This window comes from Amycolatopsis eburnea, from assembly GCF_003937945.1.
Lineage (GTDB): Bacteria > Actinomycetota > Actinomycetes > Mycobacteriales > Pseudonocardiaceae > Amycolatopsis > Amycolatopsis eburnea.
In genome coordinates, this window is the sequence record NZ_RSEC01000059.1 from 138,487 (window position 1) to 162,995 (window position 24,509).

The window sequence follows — 24,509 nt, forward strand, 5'->3', positions numbered from 1 at the left end:
CAGCGCACCGAACGCCACATTGGGGCGCATGGCGGGAGGGGGCTCCCGTGAGCCTGCGGCGGGTGCTCGCGTTGCCGGGCTGGGCGGAGCACGTCCGGGTGGTCGCCGGCGCGGCCGGGCTCGACCGTCCACTCGCGACGGTTCAGGCCACTTTGGACGCTTCGCGGACGCCGGTGGCCGGCGAGCTGACCGTCGTCGTCCGGCCGGTCGCCGGGACCGACTGGCGGATCGACGCCCTGCTGCGCCGGTGCGCCGACGCCGGGGCTGCCGCGGTGCTGCTGCCCGGCGCCGCGCCGCTCACCGCGTCGCGCCTGCTCGCCGACCGCCTGGCCGTGCCGCTGCTGGGCACCGGCGCGTCGCCGCTGGACCTGCTCGTCGAGGCCCGGCTGCTGCTCGCGGCACCCGAACTGGACCGCGCCGAGCTGCTGCTGGCCACCCACCGCGCGCTCGGCGACCGGCTGCGCCCGCCGGAGGAGGTCGTCGCGGTGCTGCGGCGGCTGCTGCGGTCCCCGGTCGCCGTGCTGGACGACCGCGGCGCGCCGCTGGCAGGCGAAGTCACCGGGCGCGTCCGGCTCGACGAGCCGGTCCCGCAGCGCACCGACCTCGACGACGGCGTGCTGGTGGCCCATCCGGTGCTGCTGCAGCGCCCGGCGCTGTGGCTGGCGGCCGAGCTGCGGGGGACCGAAGCCGCCCGCGCCGACGTCGTCCCGCCCGCGCTCGCGGTGGCCGCCGGCGCGCTCCAGCGCTGGCTGCTGGCCAACCGGCTGGAGCTGGAGCGGGACGCGCGGTCGCGCACGGCGTTGCTCGGCGACCTGCTGCGCCTGGACACCGAGCCCGGCGCGGACCTGCGCCGCCGGGTCGCGGACGCCGGCTGGCGGCTCGGCGGCTGGCACGTCGGGCTGCACATCGGCGTCCCCGCGGCGGTCGACACCGTGGCCCGCACCCAGGACGTGGTGCGCGCGCTGCGGGCGGAGGACGTCGAGGCGGTGGTCGTGGAGCACGGCGACGGCTGGACCGGCTGGGTCACCTTCGACCACGAGCCGACCGCGGCCCGCGTCCGGTCGCTGGCGACCCGGCTGCAGGCGGCGCACCGGACGCTCCACCTGGGCGCGCACATGGGCGTCGGCCGGCCGCACGCGCGCCCGGAAGGCCTCGCGGCGACGGTCGCGGAAGCCCGCGACGCGGCCCGGCTCGCCGCGACTCGGCCGGAAACCGGGCACTTCCTGCACGTCGACCAGCTCGGCATGGCCCAGCTGCTGCTCGAGTGGACCCGCACGGACACGTTCGAGCCGGCCGCGCGGGCACTGATCGCCCCGCTGCTGGACGCCCCGGGCGACCTGGTCCGCACCCTGGCGGCGTACCTGGACGCGGAGTCGTCCCTCGCCGAGACGGCCACGGTGCTGGGCGTGCACCGCAACACCGTGGCCGCGCGGGTGGCGCGGATTTCGCAGCTGCTCGGCGTGGACCTGTCCCGCCCGGACGAGCGGCTGGCCCTGCACCTCGCGTCCCGGGCGGTGACGCTGGACTAGTCGTCGTCCCCGCCGCCGGTGACGTTGCCGATGCTGGCGGGCACGCCCTTGATCATGTCGACGACGGTCTTGCCCGCCAGGCCCGACTTGCCGAACCACGGGTCGGTCATGACCTTGATGGCCGACTCGAACCTTTCGGCGCCTTCCTTGCCGAAGAGCTTGCCCAGTTCGTGCACGGAGAAGTTGGAGATCTTGTCGAACTTCTGCATGATCTCGGGGGTTACGCCGTCCACTTGGGACAGTTTGTTCTTGATGACGTCGGTCATCTGATCGGTGAAGGGCTTGTGCGGCTTGGGATCGGGGGCCGGGGTGGGGTCCGGTTTCGGGTCCGGCTTGGGCTCCGGGGTGGCCGAGGACGAGGAGGGCGCGGGCTCGGGCTTGGGGTCCGGTTTCGGCTCGGGCTTGGGCTCGGGCGTCGCCGAGGATGAGGAGGGCGCGGGCTCCGGCTTGGGCTCGGGCTTGGGGTCCGGCTTGGGTTCGGGTTTCGGTTCGGGCGTCGCCGAGGATGAGGACGGCGCGGGTTCGGGCTTGGGGTCCGGTTTCGGTTCCGGAGTGGTGTCGGGTTTGGGTTCGGGTTTCGGTTCCGGCGTCGCGGAGGACGGGGTGGTGTCGGGCTTGGGTTCGGGCGTCGCCGAGGATGAGGAGGGCGCGGGCTCCGGCTTGGGCTCGGGCTTCGGCTCGGGCGTGGCCGAGGACGGGGTGGTGTCGGGTTTGGGGTCCGGCTTCGGCTCGGGTTTCGGTTCCGGCGTCGCCGAAGTCGGCTTGGGGTCCGGCTTCGGGGCCGGAGTCGCGTCCGGTTTCGGGGTGGGCGTCGGCGTGAGGCTGCTCGACGGGGGTTTGACCGCCGCCAGGTCGTCGCCTGCCTTGCCCATCTTCGTCAGGGCCTGCAGCAGGTCGCCGAGCTTCTTCGCCAGCTGGGCGAGCTTCGCGCCGATCTTGCCGAGGGCCGTGGCCACCGTGCCGATGGTCGTGCCGATGAAGATGGCGATCGACGCGCCGAACGTCACCGGGGCGAGGGCCGCCGCGATCAGGGCGCCCTTGATGATCGTCGCGAGGAGCATCGCGATCAGGTCGCGCAGGATGCCGCGGAAGGCGCCGACGATGCCGCCCGCGATCTTCATGTTCTTGCCGGCCTGGTCGAGGTACCAGCCGAGGGAACCCAGCTGCTCGGTGACCGCGTCCATGTCCTTCTTGAACTGGTCCGCGGCGTTGCCGCTCCACTCCTTCAGCAGTGTGTCGAGCGCCTGCTGGTGCTGCGCCGACCACTCCTCGAGCTTCTTCTTCTCCGCGGAAAGCGCTTCACTGGCCGCCGCGATGCCGATCGGGTCGCCCATCAGGATGTCCAGCGGCCAGCGCAGGATCGTGATGTGCTCGATGAGCCAGCCGATCCCCGCCGTGAGCAGGCTGCCGATCGGGTCGAGCACGAGGCCGATCGTCTCCAGCGCCATGCCCGCCGAGCCGATGCCGATCGCGACCTTGTCGTTCTCCTTGACGGCCTTGTCGAGGCCGATCGCCGCCTCGAAGAAGCCCGCGCCGGCCGATGCGTTGTCGCTGTTGAACAGTTCCGAGCCGTGGAGGCTGACGTCCTTGCTCTGGTAGTCGTCGCCCACTAGTCGAACCTCACGATCGAGTTCACGGCGTCCTCTTCACCCGACTGGTAGCGCTTCGCGGCCTCGGTGACCTTGTCGGCGAACTCGCCGATGGTCTTCGAGTAGGCGTCGAACTGGTGCCGCGCCTTGTCCGTCCAGGCGCTCGCGCCCGCGGCCATCAGCTGGCACGCCGGGTTGATGCCGAACATGCCCGGGTCGCAGACCATGCCGCCGACCAGGTCGGACGTGCTCTTGAGGTTGCTCTGCAGCTCGTCGAGGTGCTTGCCGAAGGTGGCCAGGGGCTCCGAAGAGACCTTGAAGCCGCCGCCGCTCACCAGGGGTTCGATTCGTCGTCGAGGTGGTCGTCGGCCGGGGGACGGCGACGCGGTGCGGACGGCGGCGCCGGCGGGCGCGGCGGTGCGGGCGGCGGGGTCCGCTCCGGTTCGGCCGCGCTCTCGGGTGCCGCGAAGTCGCCGTCCGGTGGCGGGTCCGGCGGCAGGAAGGACCGGACCATGTCGGTCGACTCGCCGTCGCCGTTGATGGTCGCGAAGGAGTCGGCGACGGCGCGGGCGGTCTGGCGCTGGGCGTCGCGCACCGCGCCCATGATCGCCTTGGTCAGCCGCGCCGGGCCCAGTTCGCACGCGCGGTGCCCGAGCTCGAGGTTCGTCAGCGCGCCGTTCGGGGCGAGGGTCACGGTGACCGCGCCGTCGCGGGTGCGGACCGTGGCCCCGGCGGCGGAAATCGCTTCGTTCAGCGCCGCGGCCTTCGACTGCATTTCCCGGACCTGCCGTTCGAGCAGCAGCTGGAAGTCTTCACCTGGCCCCAAGTTCGGTTGCACGAATTCGCCTCCTCGAGACGGGGATCGGGCCGGCGCCCGTGATCCGGCCAGGCTAGCGCACCCCGGACGTTCATCCGGTGCTTGCCGGACATATGCCTGGATGACTCCCCGAAGTTGCCCGCGAATGCCCCCCGATCGGGTTGACCCGGACCGCGCTCCGGGTTGCACGATCGAGTCATGACCGAACTGGACGACTACCGGCCGCTGGGCCGTTCCGGGCTGCGCGTTTCGCCGCTCGCGCTCGGCGCGATGACCTTCGGTACCGGCCCCCTGTGCGCCGACGACGACACCGCCCGCAAGGTCTTCCGCGCCTACACCGAGCGCGGCGGCAACTTCGTCGACACCGCCGACAACTACAGCGCCGGGCGCAGCGAGGAGCTGGTCGGCGAGTTCCTCCGCGACGTCGAGCGCGACGACGTCGTGCTCGCGACCAAGTACTCCGGGCCCGGGTTCCGCGACGGCAGGCCGCACTCCGATCCCCGCCGCCGCAGCAACGGCCGCAAGAACATGGTCGCCTCGCTGGAAGCGTCGCTGCGCCGGCTCGGCGTCGACCACGTCGACCTGTACTGGCTGCACATCTGGGACGGCTTCACCCCGGCGGAGGAGGTCGTGGCGGCGTTCGACGACCTCGTGCGGGCCGGCAAGATCCGCGCGGCCGGCCTCAGCGACGTCCCGGCGTGGTACGCGACGAAGGCCGCGATGCTCGGCGGGCCGCCGGTGACGGCGCTGCAGCTGGAGTACTCCCTGATCGAGCGCGCGATCGAGGCCGAGTTCGTGCCGCTGGCGCGGGAGTTCGGCATCGCGATCCAGCCGTGGGGCGCGATCGGCGGCGGCTTCCTCACCGGCAAGTACACCCGCGACGGCGGGGGCACCGGCCGGCTCGCCGCCCCGGGCGACGCCGGTCTCCGCGCCTCGCCCGGGAACCGCTGGGCGGTGCTGGACGCGGTCCGCGACGTCGCGGCCGAGGTCGGCGCGACCCCGGCCCAGGTGGCGCTGCACTGGGTGACGCGCCGCCCGGCGATGCCCGCCCCGCTGATCGGCGCGCGGTCACCCGAGCAGCTGGCCGAAACCCTGGGCGCGCTGACGCTCGAGGTGACCGGCGCCCAGCTCGACCGGCTGACCGAGGTGAGCGCGCCGGAACTGCCCTTCCCGCACGGCATCCTGGCGCGGCTCAACGCCGGCCTGCCGCACTGAGTCCACTGTGGATGGTGCCGGGTCCGCAGGGCCGGCGACTTCGCCGGAGCCCTGGGCGGGGATGTCGTGAAAGGGTCGTTCATGTCGTCTGGCGAGGTGAACGACCCTTTCATGACATCGCGGGCCGACCCGGGGCCGGTCCACATCGGACCTCAGCCGACCGGGACCCCTCGGATGGCGACCGGGCCGCGGGTCGGGTCCAGCTCGGCCGCCTGCTCGACCCCGGACGGCGTCAGCACGTCGAACGCCTTCGGGGCCGTGGCCGGGTCCACCGCGCACACCGGGGACGTCGCGCCCGGTGCGCACAGGCCGAACGTGTACTGCCCGGCCGTCGGCGTGAACGGGCGCGCCTGGTCCGGGGAGTTGCCGTCCTGGCCGGTGAGGACCACCGCGAACGTCCACCCGGCCGACGGCGTCCCGAACGCGGACTTCGCCACGCTCACCGTGATGTACCGCGTCGCCTGCGAAGCCTGCACAGACGGCGAAGCGAGCGAAGCGCCCGAAGCGTCGACGAGCGCCGGTTCGGCGAAGCCCTGGACCTCGATGCGGCGGCTCCACGCGTCCTGCGGCGCGATCGTGTACGCCCGGCTCGGGAACGGCGGCGCGGTCGACGTCGCCGTCGCGGCCGGGTCGTGCGCGTAGATCGTCAGCAGCTGCGCGCCCAGCGGGGAGCCGAACGTCGGGGACAGGTCGCGGAGCTGGGCGCGGAACACCAGGTTCGCGCCCGAGTCGATGACCTGGAAGCGCTGCAGGTCGAACGCGCCGGCGTGGAAGTCGCCCGCCGTCGGGTAGGTGTACGTGCCCGGGCCGTTGTCGTCGCCGTCCGGGTCGGCGGTGTCGAGCAGGACCGTGCCGGTGACGAAGTCGGAGCTGATCGTCTTCTGCGCGTACCCGGTGCCCGCGCCGGTCGCGGCCGCCGTGACGACGTTCGCGCCGAGCGGGGTCGGCACGGTCGCGGCGAACGTCCCGGCCGCCGACGCCCGGACCGTCACCACCGATGTCGTCCCGGCGTCGGTGGCCGACACCGCGAGGTCGACCCGGCTGCCGGCCGGCGCGGTGCCGGTGACCTCGGCGGTCGCGGTCGACACGGACGCAGGCGCGTCGAGCGTCACCGCCAGTGCCGCGGGCGGCGCGTGCGTGACGTACCGGGCGCGGACCTCGGCGGGCTGCTCGGGCAGCCGCCCGTCGTCGAGCGCGCGGGCCAGCCGCACCGACTGCGACTGCGCCCAGCTCAAGGGCGCCACCGAACCCACCGACTGGCCCGGGGTGAAGCCGATCGACGCGGTCCGCGGGTCCGTGCCGTACGGGGACGCGGGCAGCGCCGGGTTCTCCCAGATCTGCTCGGGGATCAGCCCGGTGCCGCCGGTCTGCGCCCGCATCGCGCCCAGCAGCGCCGCCGCGCCGGCCCGGTCTCCCGTCTGCACGGCGTGCTCGCCGCGTTCGCCGGCCAGCACCGGCCACAGGTGCCCGGACCCGGTGTTCGTCGAGGGCCACGGCGCCCCGGTCGGGCCGCAGTTCGTCGGGTCCGGTTCGTAGCAGTCGCCGTAGCCGTCCTCGCTGCCCGCCGCCGACGTGCCGTAGCGGTACCAGCCCGGCCCGGCGGGGGTGTCCTTCTTGATCACGCGGTCCACGACGGCGAGCGACGCGGCGACGTCCGGGTCGTTCGCGGGCAGCACGCCCAGGCGCGGCAGCTCGAGGAACCCGGCGTCGACGACCGCGCGCTGGTCGGCGTCGACCGAACCGTTGCCGAGGTTGTAGATCCACTCGGAGTCCGGATCGCCGTTCTTGGTCAGCCGCAGGAAGTACCGGCCGCCGTACGGGCCGTTCGACGTGACCGTCCAGCCCTTGATGCTGCGCTGGAAGTGGTCCGCGGTGGCCCGGTAGACGTTCGCGCGCGCCGGGTCGCCGTTGCGGTCGGCGATCACGCCCGCGGCGACCAGCCCGGCGATCTCGGCGGCGATGGTCGAGGGGGAGTAGCCGCCCTGTTCTTCCCAGCGCTCCGAACCGAACGCCGGCCCGTGCGCGACGACGAAGTCCGCGGCCGCGCGGATGTGGTCGGTGTAGAGCGTGCGGTCGCGGTCGAGCCCGGCTTGCAGCGCCATCAGGATCGGGTACGCGCTTTCGTCGAGCTGGTCACCACCGGAGTCGGGTGCCTTCTTGCCGTTGAGCAGGGAGTTGCGCGGGAACCGGCCGTCCGGCTGCTGCTGGCGGGTGAACAGCCAGCGCACGCTCGCCCGCGCCGTTTCGCGGTCGCCGGCCGCGAGCAGGCCGGAGAAGCTTTCGTAGAGGTCGCGGGCGAAGATCTCGCGGTAGGACCCGAAGTACACCGGCTTGCCGCCGGGCGCGTCGCCCGCGGAGACCGCCTGCCCCCACGGGCTGCCGAGCGACGCGACCACCGCGCCGGGGAAGGTCTTGTCCTCACTGGCTTTCAGCACGTTGACCGACTGGAAGTACGCGTCGGAGTCCTTGCCGCGCACCGGGACCAGCCCGTTGTCGTAGTCGCGCCACTCGCGCGCGTACTGGCGCAGGCTCTGGTCGAACGGCGTGCGCAGGCTCGCCCCGGCAGCAGCGACGGCGGCGCGCGCGTCGGCGCCGAACCCGAGCGCCAGCACGGCGGGCCGGTGCGGCCGCAGGTCCAGCTGCGCGGTCTGCACCACGTTCCCGTTCACCGCCGACGGCGTCGGGTCGGTGAGCCGGTGGTCGCGGTCCAGCTGCGCGAGCCCGTCGCCCGCGGTGCCGGCGAACCCGCTGGACGTCGCCAGAAACCGGCGGTCGGCGCGCAGCGCGGCGGCCAGCGGCGTGCCGTAGTCGCGGGCCGGGGCGCTGGAGGCGGTGTTCGCGTCGGCGCTGACCAGCGCGCTCGTCGCCGCGTCGACGGTGGCGGTGTCCCCGCCGCCGTTGGCCGGGCCGCCCCCGCCGTTGCCGTTGATGCTGGCGTCGTACCGGACGTAGACCTTGAGGTCGTCGCCGGAGCCCCGCAGCGGTTCGAGGCGCGTCCGGATCAGGACGCCGGTCCGGGCCGGGTCGGCCAGGTACTCGGTGACCAGCCGGTACCGGCCGCTGCGCGGGGTCGACGTCACCTCGCAGGCCATCCCGCCCGCGCTGGTGCGGACCGTGTAGGTCATGTCGCGCGCCTGCAGGTCGGTGAAGCTGCGCCCGTCGGTGACGGCGAACTGCAGCGACTCGACGTTCGTGTTGTCGATCACCGGGGCGTAGACGTCGGACAGCACACCGCCCGCCACCGTGAACCACGCCTTGCTCGCCGTGTTCCGGGCGGTGCCCAGGCAGTCCTTGCGGGCCAGGCCGAAGTGCGACACCGCACCCGGCCCCGGCGCGGAGGCGGCCGAGGCCACCGGGGCGGACAGCAGGGGCGCGGCCAGCACCGCGCTCAGCACCACGGACCACGTCGACCGAGTCATCCGCCCATCCGATCACGGCGGGCGCGCCACGCACCAGGGCCGAACGCAGCAGGAAAGTCGTTACTCGTGATTGAGATAGCGAACCGGTGGGTAGCAAACCGACAGTCCCCCGGGGAGGTGAACGTGGAAGAGCTGGGATCGGACGGCTGGCGGTACCGCGGCACGATTTCGCCACGGACGTTGCCCAGCCTGCGCAGACACCTGATTTCCTGGCTGCGGCGACGGGCCGGCGACGAGGTCGGCAGGCAGGCCGACGACGTCGTGCTGGCGTGCTGGGAAGCCATGGCCAACGTGCTCGACCACGCCTACGGCGGCCGGCCGGGGCTGATCGACGTCCGCGCCCGGGTCGACGAGGAGGTGCTGGTCATCACCGTCGCCGACCAGGGCCGCTGGGAGTCGATCACCGAGCGCGACGACGGCGGCCGCGGCCTGCGCCTGATCCAGGCGCTCGTCGACGGGCTCGACCTGCGCTCCACCGACGACGGCACCGTGATCACGCTGACCTGGCCGTTCCCCGTGCGCCGCACCGCCTGAGCGGCTCAGCCGGCGGAGAGGTCTTCGACGAACCGGGCCGCGACGTCCCGCAGCTTCACGTTGGTGTGCTGGGACTCCGCGACCAGCCGCTTCATCGCGTCGTCGGCACCGATCCGGTGCACGGCCATCAGGATGCCCTTGGCCTGCTCGATCACCGCCCGCGTGCGCATCGCCGCTTCCAGCTCGATCGCCTGTCTTCGGGCCTGGCGGTAGCGCCGGGTGGTGCGCAGCCCGAACGCGACGATCGTGGTGTAGAGCTGCAGCAACCGCGAGTCGGTCTCGGCGAACCCGTGGTCGCCGTAGCCGAAGAGGTTGAGCGCGCCGGAGAGGTGCTCGTCCACCCGCAGCGGCGCGGCGAGGTAGCTGCCGACGCCGAGACCGCGCGCGTGCGTGGTGAACGACGGCCACACGTCGTCCGCGACGGCCAGCGGCAGCCGCACGATCTCCCCGGTCGCGGCGGCCCGCAGGCACGGGCCTTCGCCCGCCGCGTACTGGAACCGGTCGATCTCGACGGCGCGCTCGTCGGTGGACGCCACGGTCGCCGGCTCGCCGTCCCGGATCGCGGTGATGCTGGCCATGTCGGCACCGGGCACGGCGCGGACGGCTTCCGCGCAGACGGCGTCCAGTATTTCGGCCTCGGCGGGCTCGGACTCGAGCGCGTCCGTCAGCCCCGCCATGGCGGCGGTCAGCTCGTCGAGGTGCTCCGGCGGGAGCGGTTCACCGGTCACGCGATCATCTCCCGTCCCGGACGGCGGTCGTCGAGCGCACCGCTGCTGCTTCAACGGAACGGCGAAACCTTACCCGCGGGTGGTGCGTCTTCCGCAACACCCGCGTGGTCCGCCCGGCGCCGCGGGGATGTCATGAAAGGGTCGTTCATGTCGTCTGGCGAGGTGAACGACTCTTTCATGACATCGGGGGAGCCGGCCGGGAGGGGGAGCCAGGCGGTGAAGCGGTGGTTCCGGCCCGGCGCTCGCTGCTGAACGTCGTGGGTTGGCGCCGGGAACCACCTCGCGCCGGCCGGCGGCACAACCCACCCCGCGACCGTCGCTTCGGGTGACGTACCCCGTGCGGAACGGGTCAACCCTTCAGCGGACGGTCACCTTCGCGACCTGCGCGAGGCCCGACACCCGCAGGACGCGTTCGAGCAGCCGCGGGGCGATCAGGCGCAGGTCGTGCGCCTCGGCCCGGTCGAACAGCACCGCCACGCCCGCGCTGTCGAGGTAGGCCACGCCGGTGAGGTCCACGGTGATCGCGGTCGCCGCCGCCAGCTCGCGGTCCAGGGCCGCGCCGAACTCGGCGGCGTTGCTCATGTCGATCTCGCCGGTGACGCGCAGGGCCGGGCCGCCGTCGTCGCCGCGGCCGGCGTCCAGGGTGAGCGGCGTTCTCACGAACCGGTTCTCCATTCCAGCGTGACGGTGGTGCCGTCGGCGTCGTGCCGGACGGTGACCGCGTCGGCCAGTGCCTCCATCATCGGCATGCCGCGGCCGCGCAGCACCTGGTTGTCCGGTGGTGGTTGCTTCCAGCGGCCGTCGTCGGTGACCACGACGACCAGGCGGGAGCCGCTGAACCGGGCGGCGAGGTGCGCGTTGCCGCCCGTCGCGCCGGGGTAGGCGTGCTCGACGGCGTTGGCGCACGCCTCGCCCGTCGCGACGAGGACGTCCTGGGCGAGTTCGGGCTCGAGTTCCGCGTTGGCGAGCCACGCGCGCAGCCAGGTGCGGGTCGAGGCGAGGCTGTCCGGGTGCGCCGCGAAGTCGAGTTCCAGCGGGGGCACCGAACGGCGGTAGAGCAGCAGGGCGACGTCGTCTTCGTAGCCGTCGTCGGGCCGGAGCCGGCCCATCAGGGTGGCCGCGAGGTCGGTCAGGTCGGCCTCCCGCACGTCGTGGGCCACCTCGGTGGCCCGGGTGATGCCGTCGTCGAGGGATTCGCGGCGGCGTTCGACGAGCCCGTCGGTGTAGAGCATCAGCAACGAGCCGACGGGGACGACCGCGGTGGCCTCCGGCCGGTTCGCCTCGACGCGCACGGCGAGCGGCACGCTGCCACCCGCGTCGAGGAACTCCGCCGAGCCGTCGCTGTGCACCAGGGTGGCGGGCGGGTGCCCGGCGCTGCTGTAGGTCAGCGTGCCGGTGGCCGGGTCGAGGACCCCGCAGAAAACGGTGGTGCACAAGGCACCCGGCAGCCGGTCGGCGAAGCGGTCGAGGGTGTTCAGGGTGTGCGCCGGGCCGTTGGCCTCCAGCAGCAGCGCGCGGCAGGCGCTGCGGAGCTGGCCCATCACCGCGGCCGCCGTGAGCCCCCGGCCGACGCAGTCGCCGACGACGATGCCGATCCGGTCGCCGCCCAGCGCGATGACGTCGTACCAGTCGCCGCCGACCTCCAGGGGCGGGGTCGCCGGCTCGTAGCGCACCGCGAAGCCGTCGGGGAGCCGGGCCGGGCCGAGGATCGAGCGCTGCAGCGCGACCGCGACCTCCCGCTGCCGGTCGTCGCGGTGCGCGCGCTGCAGGGCGTGCGCGAGCGTCCCGGCCAGCAGCGCCAGCAGCGTCCGGTCTTCGGTGCCGAGAAGACGGCCCGGTGCGGGTTCGACCCAGAGCGTCAGCCGGCCGCCGGGGTGCTCGACGGACGCGCCGGCCCCGCCGTCCACCACCGTCGTGTGCAACGCCGGGAGCGAGCGGAGCCGGCCGAGGGTCTCGCGCAGCGGCGCGGCGAGATCGGTCCAGCCGCGGTCGCGGGGGTCGGTCGAGGCGATCTCCGGCTCGCCGTCGCCCGGCCAGGTCACCGTGAGGACCCGCTCGGCCGCCCACAGCTCGCGCACCAGCTCGAGCGCGGCGCGGAGCACCTCCGGCACCCCACTGACCCCGGTGAGGCGCTGGTTCATCGCGGCGAGCGCGGTCTCGCGCTGCACGGCGTAGCGCTCGGTCGTGACGTCGCGGACCGTGCCGACCAGCCGGCGGCGGCCCTCGTCGTCGTGCAGCGCGTTGTAGGCGATCGCGGCCCACACGCGGTGCCCGTCGCGGTGCCGCAGCGGCACCACGAAGCTGCCGGCCGGCGCGGTCCGGGCCTGCTCGTAGGCCGCGACGACCTGGCGGTGGGCGTCGGGGTCGGTGCCGGGGTCCGGCCACCACGGGAACGGCTCGGAGTAGGGCAGTCCCTCCGGGCCCACGCCCAGCACGTCGGTGAACGCCGCGTTGATCTCCACGACCCGGCCTTCGGCGTCGCTGACGAAGAATCCCTCCTGCAGGGACTCGATCAGCGCCGCGCGCCACCGGGCGTGCTGCGACCGCAGCCGCGCCAGCTGGATGGTCGTGCGGACGCGGGCGAGCAGTTCCGGGGCCGAGAACGGCTTCACGAGGTAGTCGTCGGCCCCGGCGGCCAGCCCGTCGACGGCGGCCTCCTGCCCGGCCCTGGCCGAGAGCAGCAGCACGGGCACGGCGGTGGTGCGCGGGTCGCCCCGCAACTCGGCGAGCAGGCCGAGGCCGTCCAGCCGGGGCATCATCACGTCGCTGATGATCAGCTCGGGCGGCTCGGCGCACGCGGCTTCGAACGCCTCGGCGCCGTCCCGCACGGACGTCACCGCGTAGTCGTCCCGCAGCAGCCGCACGAGGTAGTCGCGCATGTCGGCGTTGTCGTCGGCGATCAGCACGCGCGCCCCGGCGGCCGTGGCCGGCGCGGACGTCGCCGTCTGGTCCGCTTCGGGCAGCCACCGCAGCGCTTCCTGCACGTACGGTTCCGCGGTGTCCGCGGCGATCCCGGCCGCGACAGGCTCCGCGGCGACCTGGTCGGCGGGCAGGTGCCGGGTGCCCAGCGGCAGCCGGATCCGGAACGTCGTCCCGGCGCCGGGCTCGCTCTCGACGGCGATGGTGCCGCCGTGCATGCCGACGAGCTCGCGCACCAGCGCCAAGCCGATCCCGCTGCCCTCGTTCGAGCGGGCCCGCGCCGACGGGATCCGGTGGAACCGCTCGAACAGGCGCGGCAGCTCGGCGGCGTCGATGCCGGTCCCGGTGTCGGACACGGCGACCACGGCGTCCCGGCCGTCGAGGACGGCGGTCACGCGGATCGCGCCGTCGAAGGTGAACTTGACCGCGTTGGACAGCAGGTTGAAGACGACCTTCTCCCACATCCCGCGGTCGACGTGCACCGGCTCGCCCAGCGGGCGGCAGTCCACTTCGAACGCGAGCCCCGCCCGTTCGGCCGCGGCGCGGAAGAGGCTCGCCAGCTCCGCGGTGAACGCCGCCAGGTCCACCGGCTCGAAGCGGGCCTGCATCCGGCCGGCCTCGATCCGGGAGAAGTCGAGCAGGTTGTTCACCAGCCGGCCCAGCCGCAACGCGTTGCGGTGGATGACGGCCACCTCTTCGCGGATCCGCTCGTCGGCGTCACCGACCGCGTCCCGCAGTTCGGCCGCCGGGCTCAGGATCAGCGTGAGCGGGGTGCGGAACTCGTGGCTGATGTTGGCGAAGAACGTCGTCTTCGCCGCGTCCAGCGCGGTCAGCTCCTCGGCCCGCCGCTGCTGCAGCCGGTAGGCGATCGCGCCGTTGATCAGGGCCGCCGTCTGCTGCGCGACCAGGCTCAGGAACGTCCGGTACGACTCGTCGAGCGCGCGCCCGGCGCTCGCCGCGAGCACGATCACGCCCGTCGCGGAGTTCCCGGGGTCGCCCGGCAGCGGCAGCACCACGGCCTCGGTGGGCGGCGTGGACCAGCCGCCCGCCGGCAGCTCGCCGAACTCCGCGTCCGACACCGTCCGCGGCACGCCGTCGGCGAGCACCTCAGCGAGCGGCCAGGCGCCCGGGCGGCCCGCTCCTTCGCCGCCGGGGGTGACCGCGGCCAGTTCGAGTTCGCCGTCGTCGCCGCGGACGTGGATGGCGGCGTACGGGACGTCGGCACCGGCCCGCCCCAGCACCGCGGTGACCAGGTCACACGCCTCGCCGACGGTCCGGGCGCCGACGGTCCGGGTGCCGAGTTCGCGCAGCGTCGCCAACCGGCGCCCGCCGATCACGCGCTCGGTCGTGTCGGTGACCGCGGTGAAGACCGCGCGGACCGTGCCCTCGTCGTCGTGCACCGGGCTGTAGGAGTACGTCCAGTACGTCTCTTCCCAGTAGCCGTGGCGGTTCATCGGCAGCAGCAGGTCTTCGGACCAGGTCGCCTCGCCGGTGGTCATCACGCTGTCGAGCATCGGGCCGATGATGTGCCAGATCTCGTCCCAGACGCGCGCACCGGGCTTGTCGAGCGCGGGGTGCTTGGTGCCGAGCAGCGGCAGGTAGGCGTCGTTGTAGAGGAAGCGCAGCTCCGGCCCCCACCAGACGATCATGGGGAAGCGGGAGGTGAGGCAGATGCGGACCGCGGTCGTCAGGCTCGCGGGCCAGCCCGCCGGGTCGCCGAGCGGCGAGGAAGCCCAGTCGAAGTCCCGCATCCGGGCGGCCATCCGGCTGGCCCCGGGAAACACGGCGCGACGGCCGGACTCTTCACCGACGCTCATCACACTCCCGGTTCGCGCGCCCTCGACGAGACTACTCGACCGGTGAGTGCCCAGCCGGGGACGAGTTGACGCGTGACCGTCAGCTCACGTCGAGCAGCCAGGTCATGGTGACCGTGGTCCCGTCCTCACGGTGCACCTTTGCGCTCTGGTCCGCGAGCGAATCGATCAGCAACAGCCCGCGCCCGCGCAGGCCGTTCGTCTCCGCCGGCGGTTGCCAAGTGCCGTAGTCGGTCACCGTCACCGTGAGCCGGCCGGACAGCGCCTCCGCCCGGACGTCGATCGACCCCGGTTCGCGGTCGCGGTAGGCGTGCTCCGCCGAGTTGGCCATCGCTTCGTAGCCCGCCAGGACGATGTCCTCCTGCCGTTCCTCGCTCAGGCCGAGCGCGCGCAGCCACTCGGTCAGCGCCTCGCGCAGGTCCGGCAGGCGGCCGGCGATCGCGGGGGTGCGCCGGTGGAACGACGCCGGGGGAGCGGGTGGCGCTCCCGGGGGGAGGGGGTCCGTCACGGGGCGTCCTCTCCGCGGTGGCGCACGTGGATGACCGCGACGTCGTCGTCGTGCCGTCCACGCGTCAGTTCCTGCACGAGCTTGTCCCACGCCGTTTCGAGGTCGGCTGCGGCCAGCAGGCCGGGGATACCCGCCAGCAGCCATTCGATGCCCAGCGTGAGGTCGCGGGTGAGGCTCTCGACGAGCCCGTCGGTGTAGAGCACCAGGTCCGCGCCGGGCGGGAACCCGGTGGAGCGCTGGGGGAAGACCGAACCGACGCCGAGCGGCTGCGCCAGCGCCTCGCCGATCTGCTCGGGCGGCTCGCCGGGGCGGATCAGGATCGCGGGCAGGTGGCCGGCGTTCGCGAAGGTCAGCGTGCCGTCGGCCGGCTGGTGGACCGCGTAGAAACACGTCACGAAACTCTCGCCGAACAGCCCGGCGGTGAGGTCGGAAACGTGGCGCAGGACCTCCGACGGCGGCAGCTCGAGCCGGGCGTAGCAGCGGATCGCGGTCCGGACCTGGCCCATCACCGTCGCGGCCGTGACGCCGTGGCCGACGACGTCGCCGATGACGAACGCCGTCCCGCCGGAGGGCAGCCGGATCACGTCGAACCAGTCGCCGCCCACCTTGCTGCCGGTGACCGCGGGCAGGTACCGGGTGAGCACGGTGAGTCCCGGCGTGGGCGGGGCGACCGGCAGCATGCTGCGGGACAGCTCGGTGGCCAGCGTGCGCTCGCGTTCGTAGAGGCGGGCGTTGTCGAGCGCGATGGCCGTGTACGCGGCGATGCCTTCGGCGAGGTACTCGTGCCGGGCGGTGAACCGGTCCGGTTCGGGGTGGCCGAAGAAGAACCCGCCCAGCACCTCGCCGGTGGTCGGGCTGAGCGCCGAAACCGCCAGGTAGCTGCACACGGGCAGGTGCCCCGCCGGCATCCCGTGGTACGGCGCGTTCTTCCCGAACCGCGCGTCCTTCGTGATGTCGGGGCTGCGCACGGTGGCGGTACCGTCGAACGTCGGCGCGAAGACCGAGGTGTTGCGCGGCATCGGGAACCGCGTGAACTTCTCCCGCGGCACACCCGAAATCGTGTACAGCGTGTAGGACTCGCCGAGGTCGTTCACCAGGTTGTAGAAGAACGCGCCGAAGCCGGCTCCGGTCGCCTCCGTGGCGGCGTCGGTCGCGTCCTGCACGATGCGGTCGATGTCGAGCTGGGCGGTCAGCTCGCGGCCGATGGAGTGCAGCGCGTCCAGCACCACGGCCTCGCCCCGCAGCCGCCGGACGGTCGCGGTCAGGTCCGCGGTGGCGGCCTCGACGGCGGCGGCGACGAGCGCGGGCAGGTCCCCGACGCACTCGGTGGTGTAGACCACTGTGCCGTGCTCGCCGTCGGCGACGGCGACCGCCCGCGTGACCTCCGCACCGGGCAGCAGCTCCGCCAGCACCGCCGGGTCGGTCACGGCCACGGCGGTCCGGTCGCCCAGCACCGCGCGTGCTTCGGCGGGGCAGAGCGGGCGGATCCCGGTGGCGGCCGGGGCGCCGTCGCCGCCGACGAACGCGCGGCGCACGGCTTCCAGCACTCCTTCGGCCCCCGGACCGGACGCCATCAGCGCGCCAGCGCTTCGGACAGCGAGGGGTAGATGGCGAGCTCGTCGGTCAGCCGGGTCAGTTCCAGCGGGCGCAGGGTGATCCGGCCGCGGGCGACCACCCGCAGCGGCGCGGTCGCGGCCTGCCCGCGGTGCGCCCGGACCAGCTCGGCCATGCCCGCCGACGCCAGGAAGGTGACGTCGGTGAGGTCGATGACGAGCAGCGCCGGCCGCGACCGGGCCGCGCGTTCGGCCAATTGGCGGAGTTTCGGTGCCAGCGCGAGGTCCAGAGCGCCTTCGACGTGGAGCACCGCGACGCCGGCCCGGTCCTCCAGCACCACGGATCCGGCCGGACCGACCGCATCGCCGAGTGCGTCCCCGGTCACGTCTCTCTCGGCCATGGCGCCCATCCTGCCTGTTCGCGGGCCTGCCGGAAAGTCGACCGGCCGCTGGCGCGGCGGAGCGGCGCCAGGACGGGCATGATTGACACCGGTTGAGCAAACAGCCTTCGTGATCACGCACGTCCGCCGGACACCCCGGTGGCGTGCCGAAGGCAGGAGTACGTGCCATGACAGAGCACACCCACAGTGGTTTCGCGTCGGCCGCTGTGTCGTTCGGGGAATTCGGGATCACCAGAACGGAGCAGGACGGTGCCGTCGTCGTCGAGGTCGTCGGGGACGTGGACACGACCACGGCGCCCGCGCTCGTGGCGGCCGCGGACGAGGTGCTGGCGGCGGCGCCGCCGGTGGTCGTCGTCGACCTGACCCGGGTCGAGTTCCTCGCCTCGCCGGGGCTGACGGCGTTGCTGACGATCCACCGCAACGCTCCCGCGAGCACCGCGGTGCGGATCGTCGCGTCCGGCCGGGCCACCCTGCGCCCGATCCAGCTCACCGGCCTCGAGGACAGCCTCTCGCTCTTCCCGACCCGGGAAGCGGCACTGGCCGGGTCCTGACCCCCGTCGTCCCGGTCGCGCTTCAGCCGGCCGGGACGGCGAGGCGCTGGATGGCCAGCAGGGCGACGTCGTCCTGGGCCGCCCGGCCGCCGATCAGCGTCGCCATGATCTGCGCGCAGGCCCGCTCGGGCTCCCCGGTGCGCACGGTCTCCGCCAGCAGCTCCATCCCGGTGTCCACCGGCCGGTCCCGGCGTTCGACCAGGCCGTCGGTGTAGAACGCCAGCACGCTCTCCGGCGGGAGGGCGACCACGGACGTCCGGCGTTCGGGCTCGCCGATCGTCAGCCCGATCGGGGGATCCGGCGGCACGTCCACCAGCCGGCCCGGTTCACCCGGCACGGCCAGCACCGGGGGCAGGTGCCCGGCCAGCGACAACGTCACCGCTTCGCGGCCGGGGCCGATGATCCCGTAGGCCACCGTGGCCATCGCCCCGTGTTCGAAGTGGTTGGCCTTGCGGTCGAGCTTGGCGAGCACCTCGGCCGGGCTCTCGCAGTCGAGGGCGTAGGCGCGCAGGGCGCTGCGCAGCCGTCCCATGATCACCGCCGCGTCGAGGCCGTGGCCCGAGACGTCGCCCATCACGACGCCGACCCGGTCGCCCGGCAGGGTGAAGAGGTCGTACCAGTCGCCGCCGAGGCCGGTTTCCGCGCCGGGGACGTACCGGGCGCCGAAGGCCAGGCCGGGCACCTCGGGCAGGGTGCTCGGCAGGAGGCTGCGCTGCAGCGCCATGGTGGCGGTGCGGTTCTCTTCCCGGGCTTCCAGCTGGATCGCCGTCGCGAGGCGGTCGGCGAGCAGCTGCATCATCGCGACGTCGGGCTCGCCGAACAGCCGGTGCTCGACCGAGCCGATGTGCAGCACCCCGACGAGCTCGCTGCCGGCGAGCATGGGCACGCCGAGCATCGACTGCAGTCCCCGCTCCCACAGCAGGGAGTTCGAGACGGTGGTTTCGTCGACGTGGTCGATGATGACCGGGACCCGCTCGAGCGCGACCCGGCCGGCGAACCCGCTGCCCACCGGCACCCGCACGCCCTGGTGGACCTCTTCCTCGATGCCGGCCGCGGCGAACGCCACGAGCTGGCGGGCGCTGGGCTGGTACCGCAGCACGGTCGCCGTGTCGACTCCCATGACGTCCCGCAAGCGGTGCAACGTCTCGGCGATCATCCGGGCCAGCGCGAGGTGGGCGGCCGGGGCGCCGATGATCGTCTCCACCTGTTGCAGCCGATCGTGGGCGTCGAGACTTCGCGACATGGAACGACCCTAGCCGTCACCCCTTCGCGGGCCTAACCATCCCGGGTTTCGACGGCGGGTTGCCGGGGGTAGTCATCGGGGCGTGAGCGTCGACTTGGAGTGGGTGGCGGTGCTGCGCCACGGGCAGAGCACCGGGAACGTGGCCCGGGAGGAAGCGGAGTCGGCCGGAGCGGATGTGATCGACATCGCCGAGCGCGACGCCGACGTCCCGCTGACGGAACTGGGCCGGGAACAAGCCGAGGCGGCGGGGGAGCTGTTCGCCGGGCACCCGCCGGACCTCGTGGTCACGTCGACCTACCGCCGCGCCTGGGACACCGCCCGGCTGGCCACGCCCGACGGGGTCGCGATCGTCCCCGACGAACGGCTGCGCGACCGCGAACTCGGCGTCCTGGACCTGCTGACCTCTCACGGCGTCCGCGAGCGGTGGCCCGACGAGCTGCGGCGCAAGCGGCGGCTGGGGAAGTTCTACTACCGCCCGCCGGGCGGCGAATCCTGGGCCGACGTCGTGCTGCGGCTGCGTTCCCTGCTGCACGAGCTGAGCGCGGAGCACGCCGGGCAGCGCGTTCTGCTGGCGGCGCACGAGATGACCGTCTTCGCCCTGCGCTACCTCCTCGAAGGACTGCCGGAGCCCGACCTGCTCCGCGCCGCCGACGCGACCGAGGTCCCCAACGGCTCGGTGACGTCCTGGGAGCGTGACCGCGACGGCGGGTTCACCATGGTGCTCGCCCAGGAAGTCGGGCACCTGCACGCCACCGACACCCCGCCGACGGCGGACGACGATGCCGCGCGACAGCTTTCCTGAGCCGGTGCCGATCAGCCCGGCCCTGGTGCGGGACCGGCGGATCGGCACCGGCGAGCGCGGCACCGTGCTCGTCGTCGGCGGCGCCCGGACGGTGCCGGGCGCGCCCGCGTTGTCCGGCACCGCCGCCCTGCGCGCCGGGGCGGGCACGCTCCAGCTGGCGGTCGCCGAACGCCACGCGACGGCGCTCGGCGTCGCGGTACCCGAGGCGTCGGTCCTCGGGCTGCCGGAAACCACGTCGGGCGCGATCGCCGCCGACGCCGCCGACCGGCTGGCCGACGTCCTCCCGGGCGCCGGGACCGTCGTGGTCGGCCCCGGCCTGACCGGTGCCGAGGAGACCGAAGCGCTGCTGCGGCGCCTGGTTCCCGCGATCGCGCCGGACGCGCGGGTGGTGCTCGACGCGTTCGCGCTCGGCGCGCTGAGCCGGGCCCCGGAGCTGGCCGAACCGCTGGCCGACCGGCTCCTCCTCACCCCGAACCGGGTCGAAGCGGCCTTCCTGGACGGCTGCGAGGAGAAGGACGTCGACGACCTGGCGACGGCGGTGCGGATCGCCCGGCGCTACCGCGGGGTGGTGCTGCTGATGGGCGTGGTCGCCGCGCCCGACGGCCGCACCTGGCGGGACGGCAGCGGCCACGTCGGGCTGGCGACGTCCGGCAGCGGGGACGTGCTGGCCGGGCTGACCGGCGGGTTCCTCGCCCGGGGCGCCGAACCCGACCAGGCCGCCTGGTGGGCGACGCACGTCCACGCCGTGGCCGGCCAGCGGCTGATCCCGGCCACCGGCAGCACCGGCCTGCTGGCGCGGGAACTCATCGCCGAGATCCCGCGGGTCATCGCCGAGCTGGAGCGCTGATCACCGCTGCGCGGTCGGCCGCACGACGATCTCGTTGACGTCGACGCCGTCCGGCTGCCCGATCGCGTAGGAGATCGCGCCGGCGATGGTGTCCGGCGACATCGTCGCCGCGCGGTAGGTGCGCATCGCCTCCTTCGCGCCCGGTTCGGTGATGGTGTCGGCGAGTTCGGACTCGACGACGCCGGGGGAGACCGTCGTGACGCGGATCCCGGGGCCGGCTTCGAGGCGCAGGCCTTCGGTGATCGCCCGGGCCGCGTACTTGGTGCCGCAGTAGACCGCGGCCGTCGGCACGACTTCGTGCGCGCCGGTGGAGGCGATCGTCACGAAGTGCCCGCCACCCTGGCGCCCGAAGTGCGGCAGGGCGGCCGCGATCCCGTGCAGCAGGCCGCGGACGTTGACGTCGATCATCCGGTCCCACTCCTCGACGTGCAGGGAGTCCAGGCGGGACAACGGCATCACGCCCGCGTTGGCGACGAAGACGTCGAGCCGTCCGTGCGCTTCGACGGCGGCGTCGGCGAACGCGGCGACCTCGGCGCGGTCGGTGACGTCCAGGCGGTGCACGTCGGCGGTGCCGCCGGCGTCGTGGATCTCCTTGGCCAGCGCGTTCAGGCGGTCTTCGCGCCGGGCGCCGAGCACGACGTGGTGGCCTTCGCGGGCCAGGCGCAGCGCGGTGGCGTGCCCGATGCCGCTGCTGGCACCGGTGATGAGGACGGTCTTGCTCACGGTGTTCCTTCCGGGAAGTCGGCGCCGAGGGTGGTCTCGCGCCAGGTGTCGAAACCGGCTCGCAGGGTGTCGAGCCGGGCGGAGGCGATGTCGTAGGCGGCCTTGCCGAGCAGCAGCCGCAACGGCGGCTCTTCGGCGTCGACGGCGGCGAGGATCGCCGCGGCCGCGCGGACCGGATCACCGGGCTGCCTGCCGTAGGTGGCGGTGGTCGCCGCACGGCGTGCCCCGGCCGTTTCGGCGTAGTCGCCGATGCGGATCGCGGACTGCCGCATCGACGGCCCTGACCAGTTGGTGCGGAACGCGGCGGGTTCGACGATCGTCACCTTGATCCCCAGCGGGGCGACCTCGGCGGCGAGCGACTCGGAAAGCCCTTCCACGGCGAACTTCGTCGCGTGGTAGTAGCCGGTGGCCCCGAAGGCGGCGAGCCCGCCAAGCGAGGACACGTTCACAACGTGCCCGCTCCGCCGGGCGCGCATGCCCGGCAGCACCGCGCGGGTGACGTCCGCGAGGCCGAACACGTTGGCGTCGAACAGCTTCCGGATCTCCTCGTCCTCACCTTCTTCGATCGCGGCGAGGTAGCCGTAGCCGGCGTTGTTCACGAGGACGTCGATCCGGCCGAACGCGCTTTCCGCTTGCTTGACCGCGCCGGCCACCTGGGCGTGGTCGGTGACGTCGAGCGGGAGGGCGAGCGCGCGGTCGCCGTGCTCCGCGACCAGGTCGGCGACGCTCGCCGGGTCGCGGGCCGTCACCACCGCACGCAGGCCGCGATCGAGCACGGCTCCGGCCAGCGCCCGGCCGAGGCCGGTGGAGCAGCCGGTGATGAACCAGTTTTCGGGCACGACGAAGTACTCCGTCCATTGTGGAATGCGGAAAAGGGGTTCAGGAAGCGGCGAGGCTGCCCAGGAGGGCGAGCGCCGCTTCCGACGCGCTGCCCGGCTCGGCCTGGTAGACGACCAGCTGCTGGCCGGGCGCGCTGTTGACGGTCAGCGCCTCGTAGCTCAGCACGAGCTCGCCGACCAGCCGGTGGTGGAACCGCTTGGTCTCACGCGTTTTCTGCCGGATGTCGTGGCGGGCCCACAGCCGGCGGAAGTCCGCGCTCTTGACCGACAGCTCGCCGACCGTCTCGATCAGCCGCGGGTCGTCCGGGTCGATCCCGGCGGCCGCCCGCAGGCCGCCGACGGTGTTGACGGCGACGCGCTCCCAGTCCGGGTAGAACTCGCGCGCGTCCGGGTCGAGGAACACCAGCCGGACCAGGTCGCCGCTGTGCTGGTGGCCGCCGAACAGCGCCTGGCCCAGCGCGTTGTGCGCGAGCACGTCGAGGCAGCGGCCGAGCACCAGCGCGGGCGTGTCCGGCCAGCCGTCCAGCAGCCGCAGGAGGTTCGGGCTGACCTGCTCCCGCCGGCGCGGGCGGCGGCGTTTCGGCGCCGGCCGGGCCAGCCGGTGCAGGTGGGCGGTGGCGTCCTCGTCGAGGGCCAGCCCGTGCGCGAGCGCGTCGAGGACCTGCGCCGACGGGTTGCGCTCCCGGCCCTGTTCGAGCCGGACGTAGTAGTCGGTGCTGACCCCGGCGAGCACCGCGACCTCTTCGCGGCGCAGCCCCGCGACCCGGCGCGACCCGCCTGCGGGCAGGCCGAGGTCTTCGGGACCCACCTGTTCGCGGCGGGCCCGGAGGAATTCCCCGAGCGGGTTCTCACTGGGCATGATCCGAGGCTAACGCCGATCGGCCGGACCTGGGTGGCCGCGCCGCACCCACCCTCAGGTGAGCCGGACCGGCTTCCCGTCTTCGCCGGGCTGCAGGAGCGTGGCGGTGGCTTCGCGCCCGTCGACGTCGAGCGTCATCACGGCGTTGCCGAAGTGTGGTCCCGACACGCAGTTCCAGGTCAGCGGCGCGGGCGGCACCCCGACGCGCCGGGCCAGCCCCTCGCTCAGCCGCGTCAGCCCGCGCGCCCAGCCGGCGCGGAACAGCCGGTTCATGTACCAGGGCACGGTGTTGTGCACCGGCGAGCAGGTGAGCTGGTGCACCGGCGCGCCCGGCAGGTCGGCCCGCGCCACGTACGCGTGGTGGACGTCGCCCGAGAGCACGTTCACCGACGCGACGCCCCGGTCCGCGACGCCGGCGACGAGCCTCGCCAGCCGGTCGAACGACTCGCGGAACGCGGGCCAGTGCTCCAGGTCGGCGAGCTGCCGGAACCACTCGCTGACCCGGCCGACGAGCCCGGGCCGGGCGCAGAGCCGCTCGTTGACCGACTGCGCGGCCGACAGCGCGGTCGGCAGCAGCCACGGCAGCGACGTGCCGATCAGCAGGTGCTCGAAGTCGCCGTCGGCCTGCTCCTCGATCCAGCGGAACTCGTCCTCGCCGACCATCGAGCGGGCGCCGCCGGCGAGGATCCGCCCGGCCCGCGAGTCGACGACCAGCAGCCGGACCGGGCCGAAGTCGCGCCGGTAGGACCACCGCGTGCCCTTGGCGCCGTCGGCTTCGGCGTCGGCGCGGTCGGCGAACTCGCGCAGCAGCTCCGCGTTGTCCTCGCCCGACTTGATCACCCGCTGGTAGACGTCGTCCTCGGCGAGCTCGTCGGGGCCGAGGTTGCCCAGGTGCTGGTAGACCCAGTAGGAGACCAGCGCGCCCCGGATCCGCTCCGGCCACCACGACGTCGCGGCCATCTCGTCGCGCCAGGCCTGCGAGGTGTTCCAGTCGTCGCGGACGTCGTGGTCGTCGAAGATCATCGACGTCGGCACGGTCGAGAGCAGCCAGCGCACCGCCGGGTCGCACCAGGCTTCGAAGTACAGGTGGCAGTACTCCTCGAAGTCGGCGACCTCGTTGCCCGGCGGTTCGCTCGTGTCACGCCGTTTCGCGAGCCATTCCCGCGTCGCGTCGGTGGTTTCGTCGGCGTAGACCTGATCGCCCAGCAGGAGCAGCGACTCCGGCCATTCGGCCTCGTCGAGCCCGGCCATCCGGTGGGCGTACGCGGCGAGCGCGTCCGGGCCCAGCGCGTCCTGCTCCCGCGGCTTGCGGCACGAGCCGAAGACCAGCCGGAACCGCGGGTCGCCGGGTCTCAGCGTCCGGATCCGGCTGGGAGGCAGGGCGCTGTCCGGTTCGGGCCACACGAGTTCGCCGTCGAGCCGCACTTCGTACGGCGTGCTCCGCCCCGGTTCCAGCCCGGTCAGCACGACGAGGGCGTAGTGGTGCCCGGCGACCTCGAACGTCCGGGTGGCCGCCCCGCCGGCGGCGACTTCGCACGGCCCGTCCGTCTCCACCCAGATCGTCGCGGAGTCGGCGTTCACGTGGCGCAGCAGCGGTCCCAGCAGCAGCTCGGTCATCC

21 protein-coding genes are annotated in these 24,509 nt (G+C 73.6%); 6 read left to right on the forward strand and 15 right to left on the reverse strand.

The window, feature by feature from the left end; translation table 11 throughout:
* Positions 1 to 47 precede the first annotated feature (47 nt).
* Positions 48 to 1,529: a helix-turn-helix domain-containing protein gene (locus EIY87_RS32700; RefSeq protein ID WP_125313775.1), complete on the forward strand. Its 1,482-nt coding sequence runs from the start codon at positions 48 to 50 to the stop codon at positions 1,527 to 1,529.
* Here the strand turns inward: EIY87_RS32700 and EIY87_RS48595 are convergent.
* The 3 genes from EIY87_RS48595 to EIY87_RS32715 are packed head-to-tail and all read right to left on the reverse strand — an operon-like array spanning position 1,526 to position 3,956.
* Positions 1,526 to 3,139, reverse strand: a complete 1,614-nt coding sequence (locus tag EIY87_RS48595) for a WXG100 family type VII secretion target (RefSeq protein WP_225440171.1) — start codon at positions 3,137 to 3,139, stop codon at positions 1,526 to 1,528. The two genes, EIY87_RS32700 and EIY87_RS48595, sit on opposite strands and share 4 nt — an antisense overlap.
* On the reverse strand, positions 3,139 to 3,453 hold the full coding sequence (locus EIY87_RS32710) for a hypothetical protein (RefSeq protein ID WP_225440172.1): 315 nt from the start codon (positions 3,451 to 3,453) through the stop codon (positions 3,139 to 3,141). Before EIY87_RS32710 ends, EIY87_RS48595 begins: the two co-directional genes overlap by 1 nt.
* Entirely contained in the window at positions 3,450 to 3,956 is a 507-nt protein-coding gene (locus EIY87_RS32715; RefSeq protein WP_125314289.1) for a YbaB/EbfC family nucleoid-associated protein, read from the reverse strand. Before EIY87_RS32715 ends, EIY87_RS32710 begins: the two co-directional genes overlap by 4 nt.
* Before the next feature lie 177 nt (positions 3,957 to 4,133).
* Here EIY87_RS32715 and EIY87_RS32720 point away from each other — a divergent pair, with 177 nt between their 5' ends.
* The gene (locus EIY87_RS32720) at positions 4,134 to 5,150 is read left to right on the forward strand and encodes an aldo/keto reductase (RefSeq protein WP_125313776.1); all 1,017 of its coding nucleotides are present in this window, start codon (positions 4,134 to 4,136) and stop codon (positions 5,148 to 5,150) included.
* A gap of 152 nt (positions 5,151 to 5,302) precedes the next feature.
* Here the strand turns inward: EIY87_RS32720 and EIY87_RS32725 are convergent, their stop codons facing one another.
* Complete coding sequence (locus EIY87_RS32725; protein ID WP_125313777.1) at positions 5,303 to 8,569, reverse strand: glucodextranase DOMON-like domain-containing protein; 3,267 nt, start codon at positions 8,567 to 8,569, stop codon at positions 5,303 to 5,305.
* A gap of 123 nt (positions 8,570 to 8,692) precedes the next feature.
* Between EIY87_RS32725 and EIY87_RS32730 the strand changes: the two genes are divergently transcribed.
* On the forward strand, positions 8,693 to 9,103 hold the full coding sequence (locus EIY87_RS32730; RefSeq protein WP_125313778.1) for an ATP-binding protein: 411 nt from the start codon (positions 8,693 to 8,695) through the stop codon (positions 9,101 to 9,103).
* 5 nt (positions 9,104 to 9,108) lie between these two features.
* Here the strand turns inward: EIY87_RS32730 and EIY87_RS32735 are convergent, their stop codons facing one another.
* The 6 genes from EIY87_RS32735 to EIY87_RS32760 all read right to left on the reverse strand — a co-directional run bounded on the left by EIY87_RS32735 (position 9,109) and on the right by EIY87_RS32760 (position 17,026).
* Positions 9,109 to 9,831: a GAF and ANTAR domain-containing protein gene (locus EIY87_RS32735; protein WP_125313779.1), complete on the reverse strand. Its 723-nt coding sequence runs from the start codon at positions 9,829 to 9,831 to the stop codon at positions 9,109 to 9,111.
* Positions 9,832 to 10,188: 357 nt separating this feature from the next.
* Positions 10,189 to 10,491, reverse strand: a complete 303-nt coding sequence (locus EIY87_RS32740; protein ID WP_125313780.1) for an STAS domain-containing protein — start codon at positions 10,489 to 10,491, stop codon at positions 10,189 to 10,191.
* Positions 10,488 to 14,567 (reverse strand): SpoIIE family protein phosphatase, encoded by a 4,080-nt coding sequence (locus tag EIY87_RS32745; protein ID WP_125313781.1) that lies wholly within the window; start codon positions 14,565 to 14,567, stop codon positions 10,488 to 10,490. The genes EIY87_RS32740 and EIY87_RS32745 overlap by 4 nt, the downstream gene beginning before the upstream one ends.
* 79 nt (positions 14,568 to 14,646) lie before the next feature.
* Complete coding sequence (locus EIY87_RS32750) at positions 14,647 to 15,072, reverse strand: ATP-binding protein (protein WP_125313782.1); 426 nt, start codon at positions 15,070 to 15,072, stop codon at positions 14,647 to 14,649.
* Positions 15,069 to 16,646, reverse strand: coding sequence for a PP2C family protein-serine/threonine phosphatase (locus EIY87_RS32755; RefSeq protein ID WP_125313783.1), 1,578 nt, complete (start codon positions 16,644 to 16,646; stop codon positions 15,069 to 15,071). The genes EIY87_RS32750 and EIY87_RS32755 overlap by 4 nt, the downstream gene beginning before the upstream one ends.
* Complete coding sequence (locus EIY87_RS32760) at positions 16,646 to 17,026, reverse strand: STAS domain-containing protein (RefSeq protein WP_125313784.1); 381 nt, start codon at positions 17,024 to 17,026, stop codon at positions 16,646 to 16,648. The genes EIY87_RS32755 and EIY87_RS32760 overlap by 1 nt, the downstream gene beginning before the upstream one ends.
* Before the next feature lie 167 nt (positions 17,027 to 17,193).
* On the opposite strand from EIY87_RS32760, the gene EIY87_RS32765 reads away from it, so the two are divergent.
* On the forward strand, positions 17,194 to 17,577 hold the full coding sequence (locus tag EIY87_RS32765) for an STAS domain-containing protein (RefSeq protein WP_125313785.1): 384 nt from the start codon (positions 17,194 to 17,196) through the stop codon (positions 17,575 to 17,577).
* 22 nt (positions 17,578 to 17,599) lie between these two features.
* On the opposite strand, the gene EIY87_RS32770 is transcribed toward EIY87_RS32765, so the two are convergent.
* Positions 17,600 to 18,820, reverse strand: coding sequence for a PP2C family protein-serine/threonine phosphatase (locus EIY87_RS32770; RefSeq protein WP_125313786.1), 1,221 nt, complete (start codon positions 18,818 to 18,820; stop codon positions 17,600 to 17,602).
* Positions 18,821 to 18,902: 82 nt separating this feature from the next.
* On the opposite strand from EIY87_RS32770, the gene EIY87_RS32775 reads away from it, so the two are divergent.
* Positions 18,903 to 19,622, forward strand: a complete 720-nt coding sequence (locus EIY87_RS32775; RefSeq protein ID WP_125313787.1) for a histidine phosphatase family protein — start codon at positions 18,903 to 18,905, stop codon at positions 19,620 to 19,622.
* Positions 19,623 to 19,626: 4 nt separating this feature from the next.
* The gene (locus EIY87_RS32780) at positions 19,627 to 20,469 is read left to right on the forward strand and encodes an NAD(P)H-hydrate dehydratase (protein WP_225440173.1); all 843 of its coding nucleotides are present in this window, start codon (positions 19,627 to 19,629) and stop codon (positions 20,467 to 20,469) included.
* Here the strand turns inward: EIY87_RS32780 and EIY87_RS32785 are convergent, their stop codons facing one another.
* From EIY87_RS32785 to EIY87_RS32800, 4 genes are read right to left on the reverse strand one after another with little or no spacing between them, the layout of a single operon-like run.
* Positions 20,470 to 21,192, reverse strand: coding sequence for an SDR family oxidoreductase (locus EIY87_RS32785; RefSeq protein WP_125313789.1), 723 nt, complete (start codon positions 21,190 to 21,192; stop codon positions 20,470 to 20,472).
* A complete protein-coding gene (locus tag EIY87_RS32790; protein WP_125313790.1) occupies positions 21,189 to 22,031 on the reverse strand; it encodes an oxidoreductase in 843 nt (280 codons plus the stop codon). The genes EIY87_RS32785 and EIY87_RS32790 overlap by 4 nt, the downstream gene beginning before the upstream one ends.
* Positions 22,032 to 22,071: 40 nt before the next feature.
* Positions 22,072 to 22,890, reverse strand: a complete 819-nt coding sequence (locus EIY87_RS32795) for a helix-turn-helix transcriptional regulator (protein WP_125313791.1) — start codon at positions 22,888 to 22,890, stop codon at positions 22,072 to 22,074.
* A 54-nt stretch (positions 22,891 to 22,944) separates the two neighbouring features.
* Positions 22,945 to 24,507 carry an alkaline phosphatase D family protein gene (locus EIY87_RS32800; protein ID WP_125313792.1) on the reverse strand — a complete coding sequence of 521 codons (1,563 nt, stop codon included), beginning with the start codon at positions 24,505 to 24,507 and terminating at the stop codon, positions 22,945 to 22,947.
* Between the last annotated feature and the right edge of the window lie 2 nt (positions 24,508 to 24,509).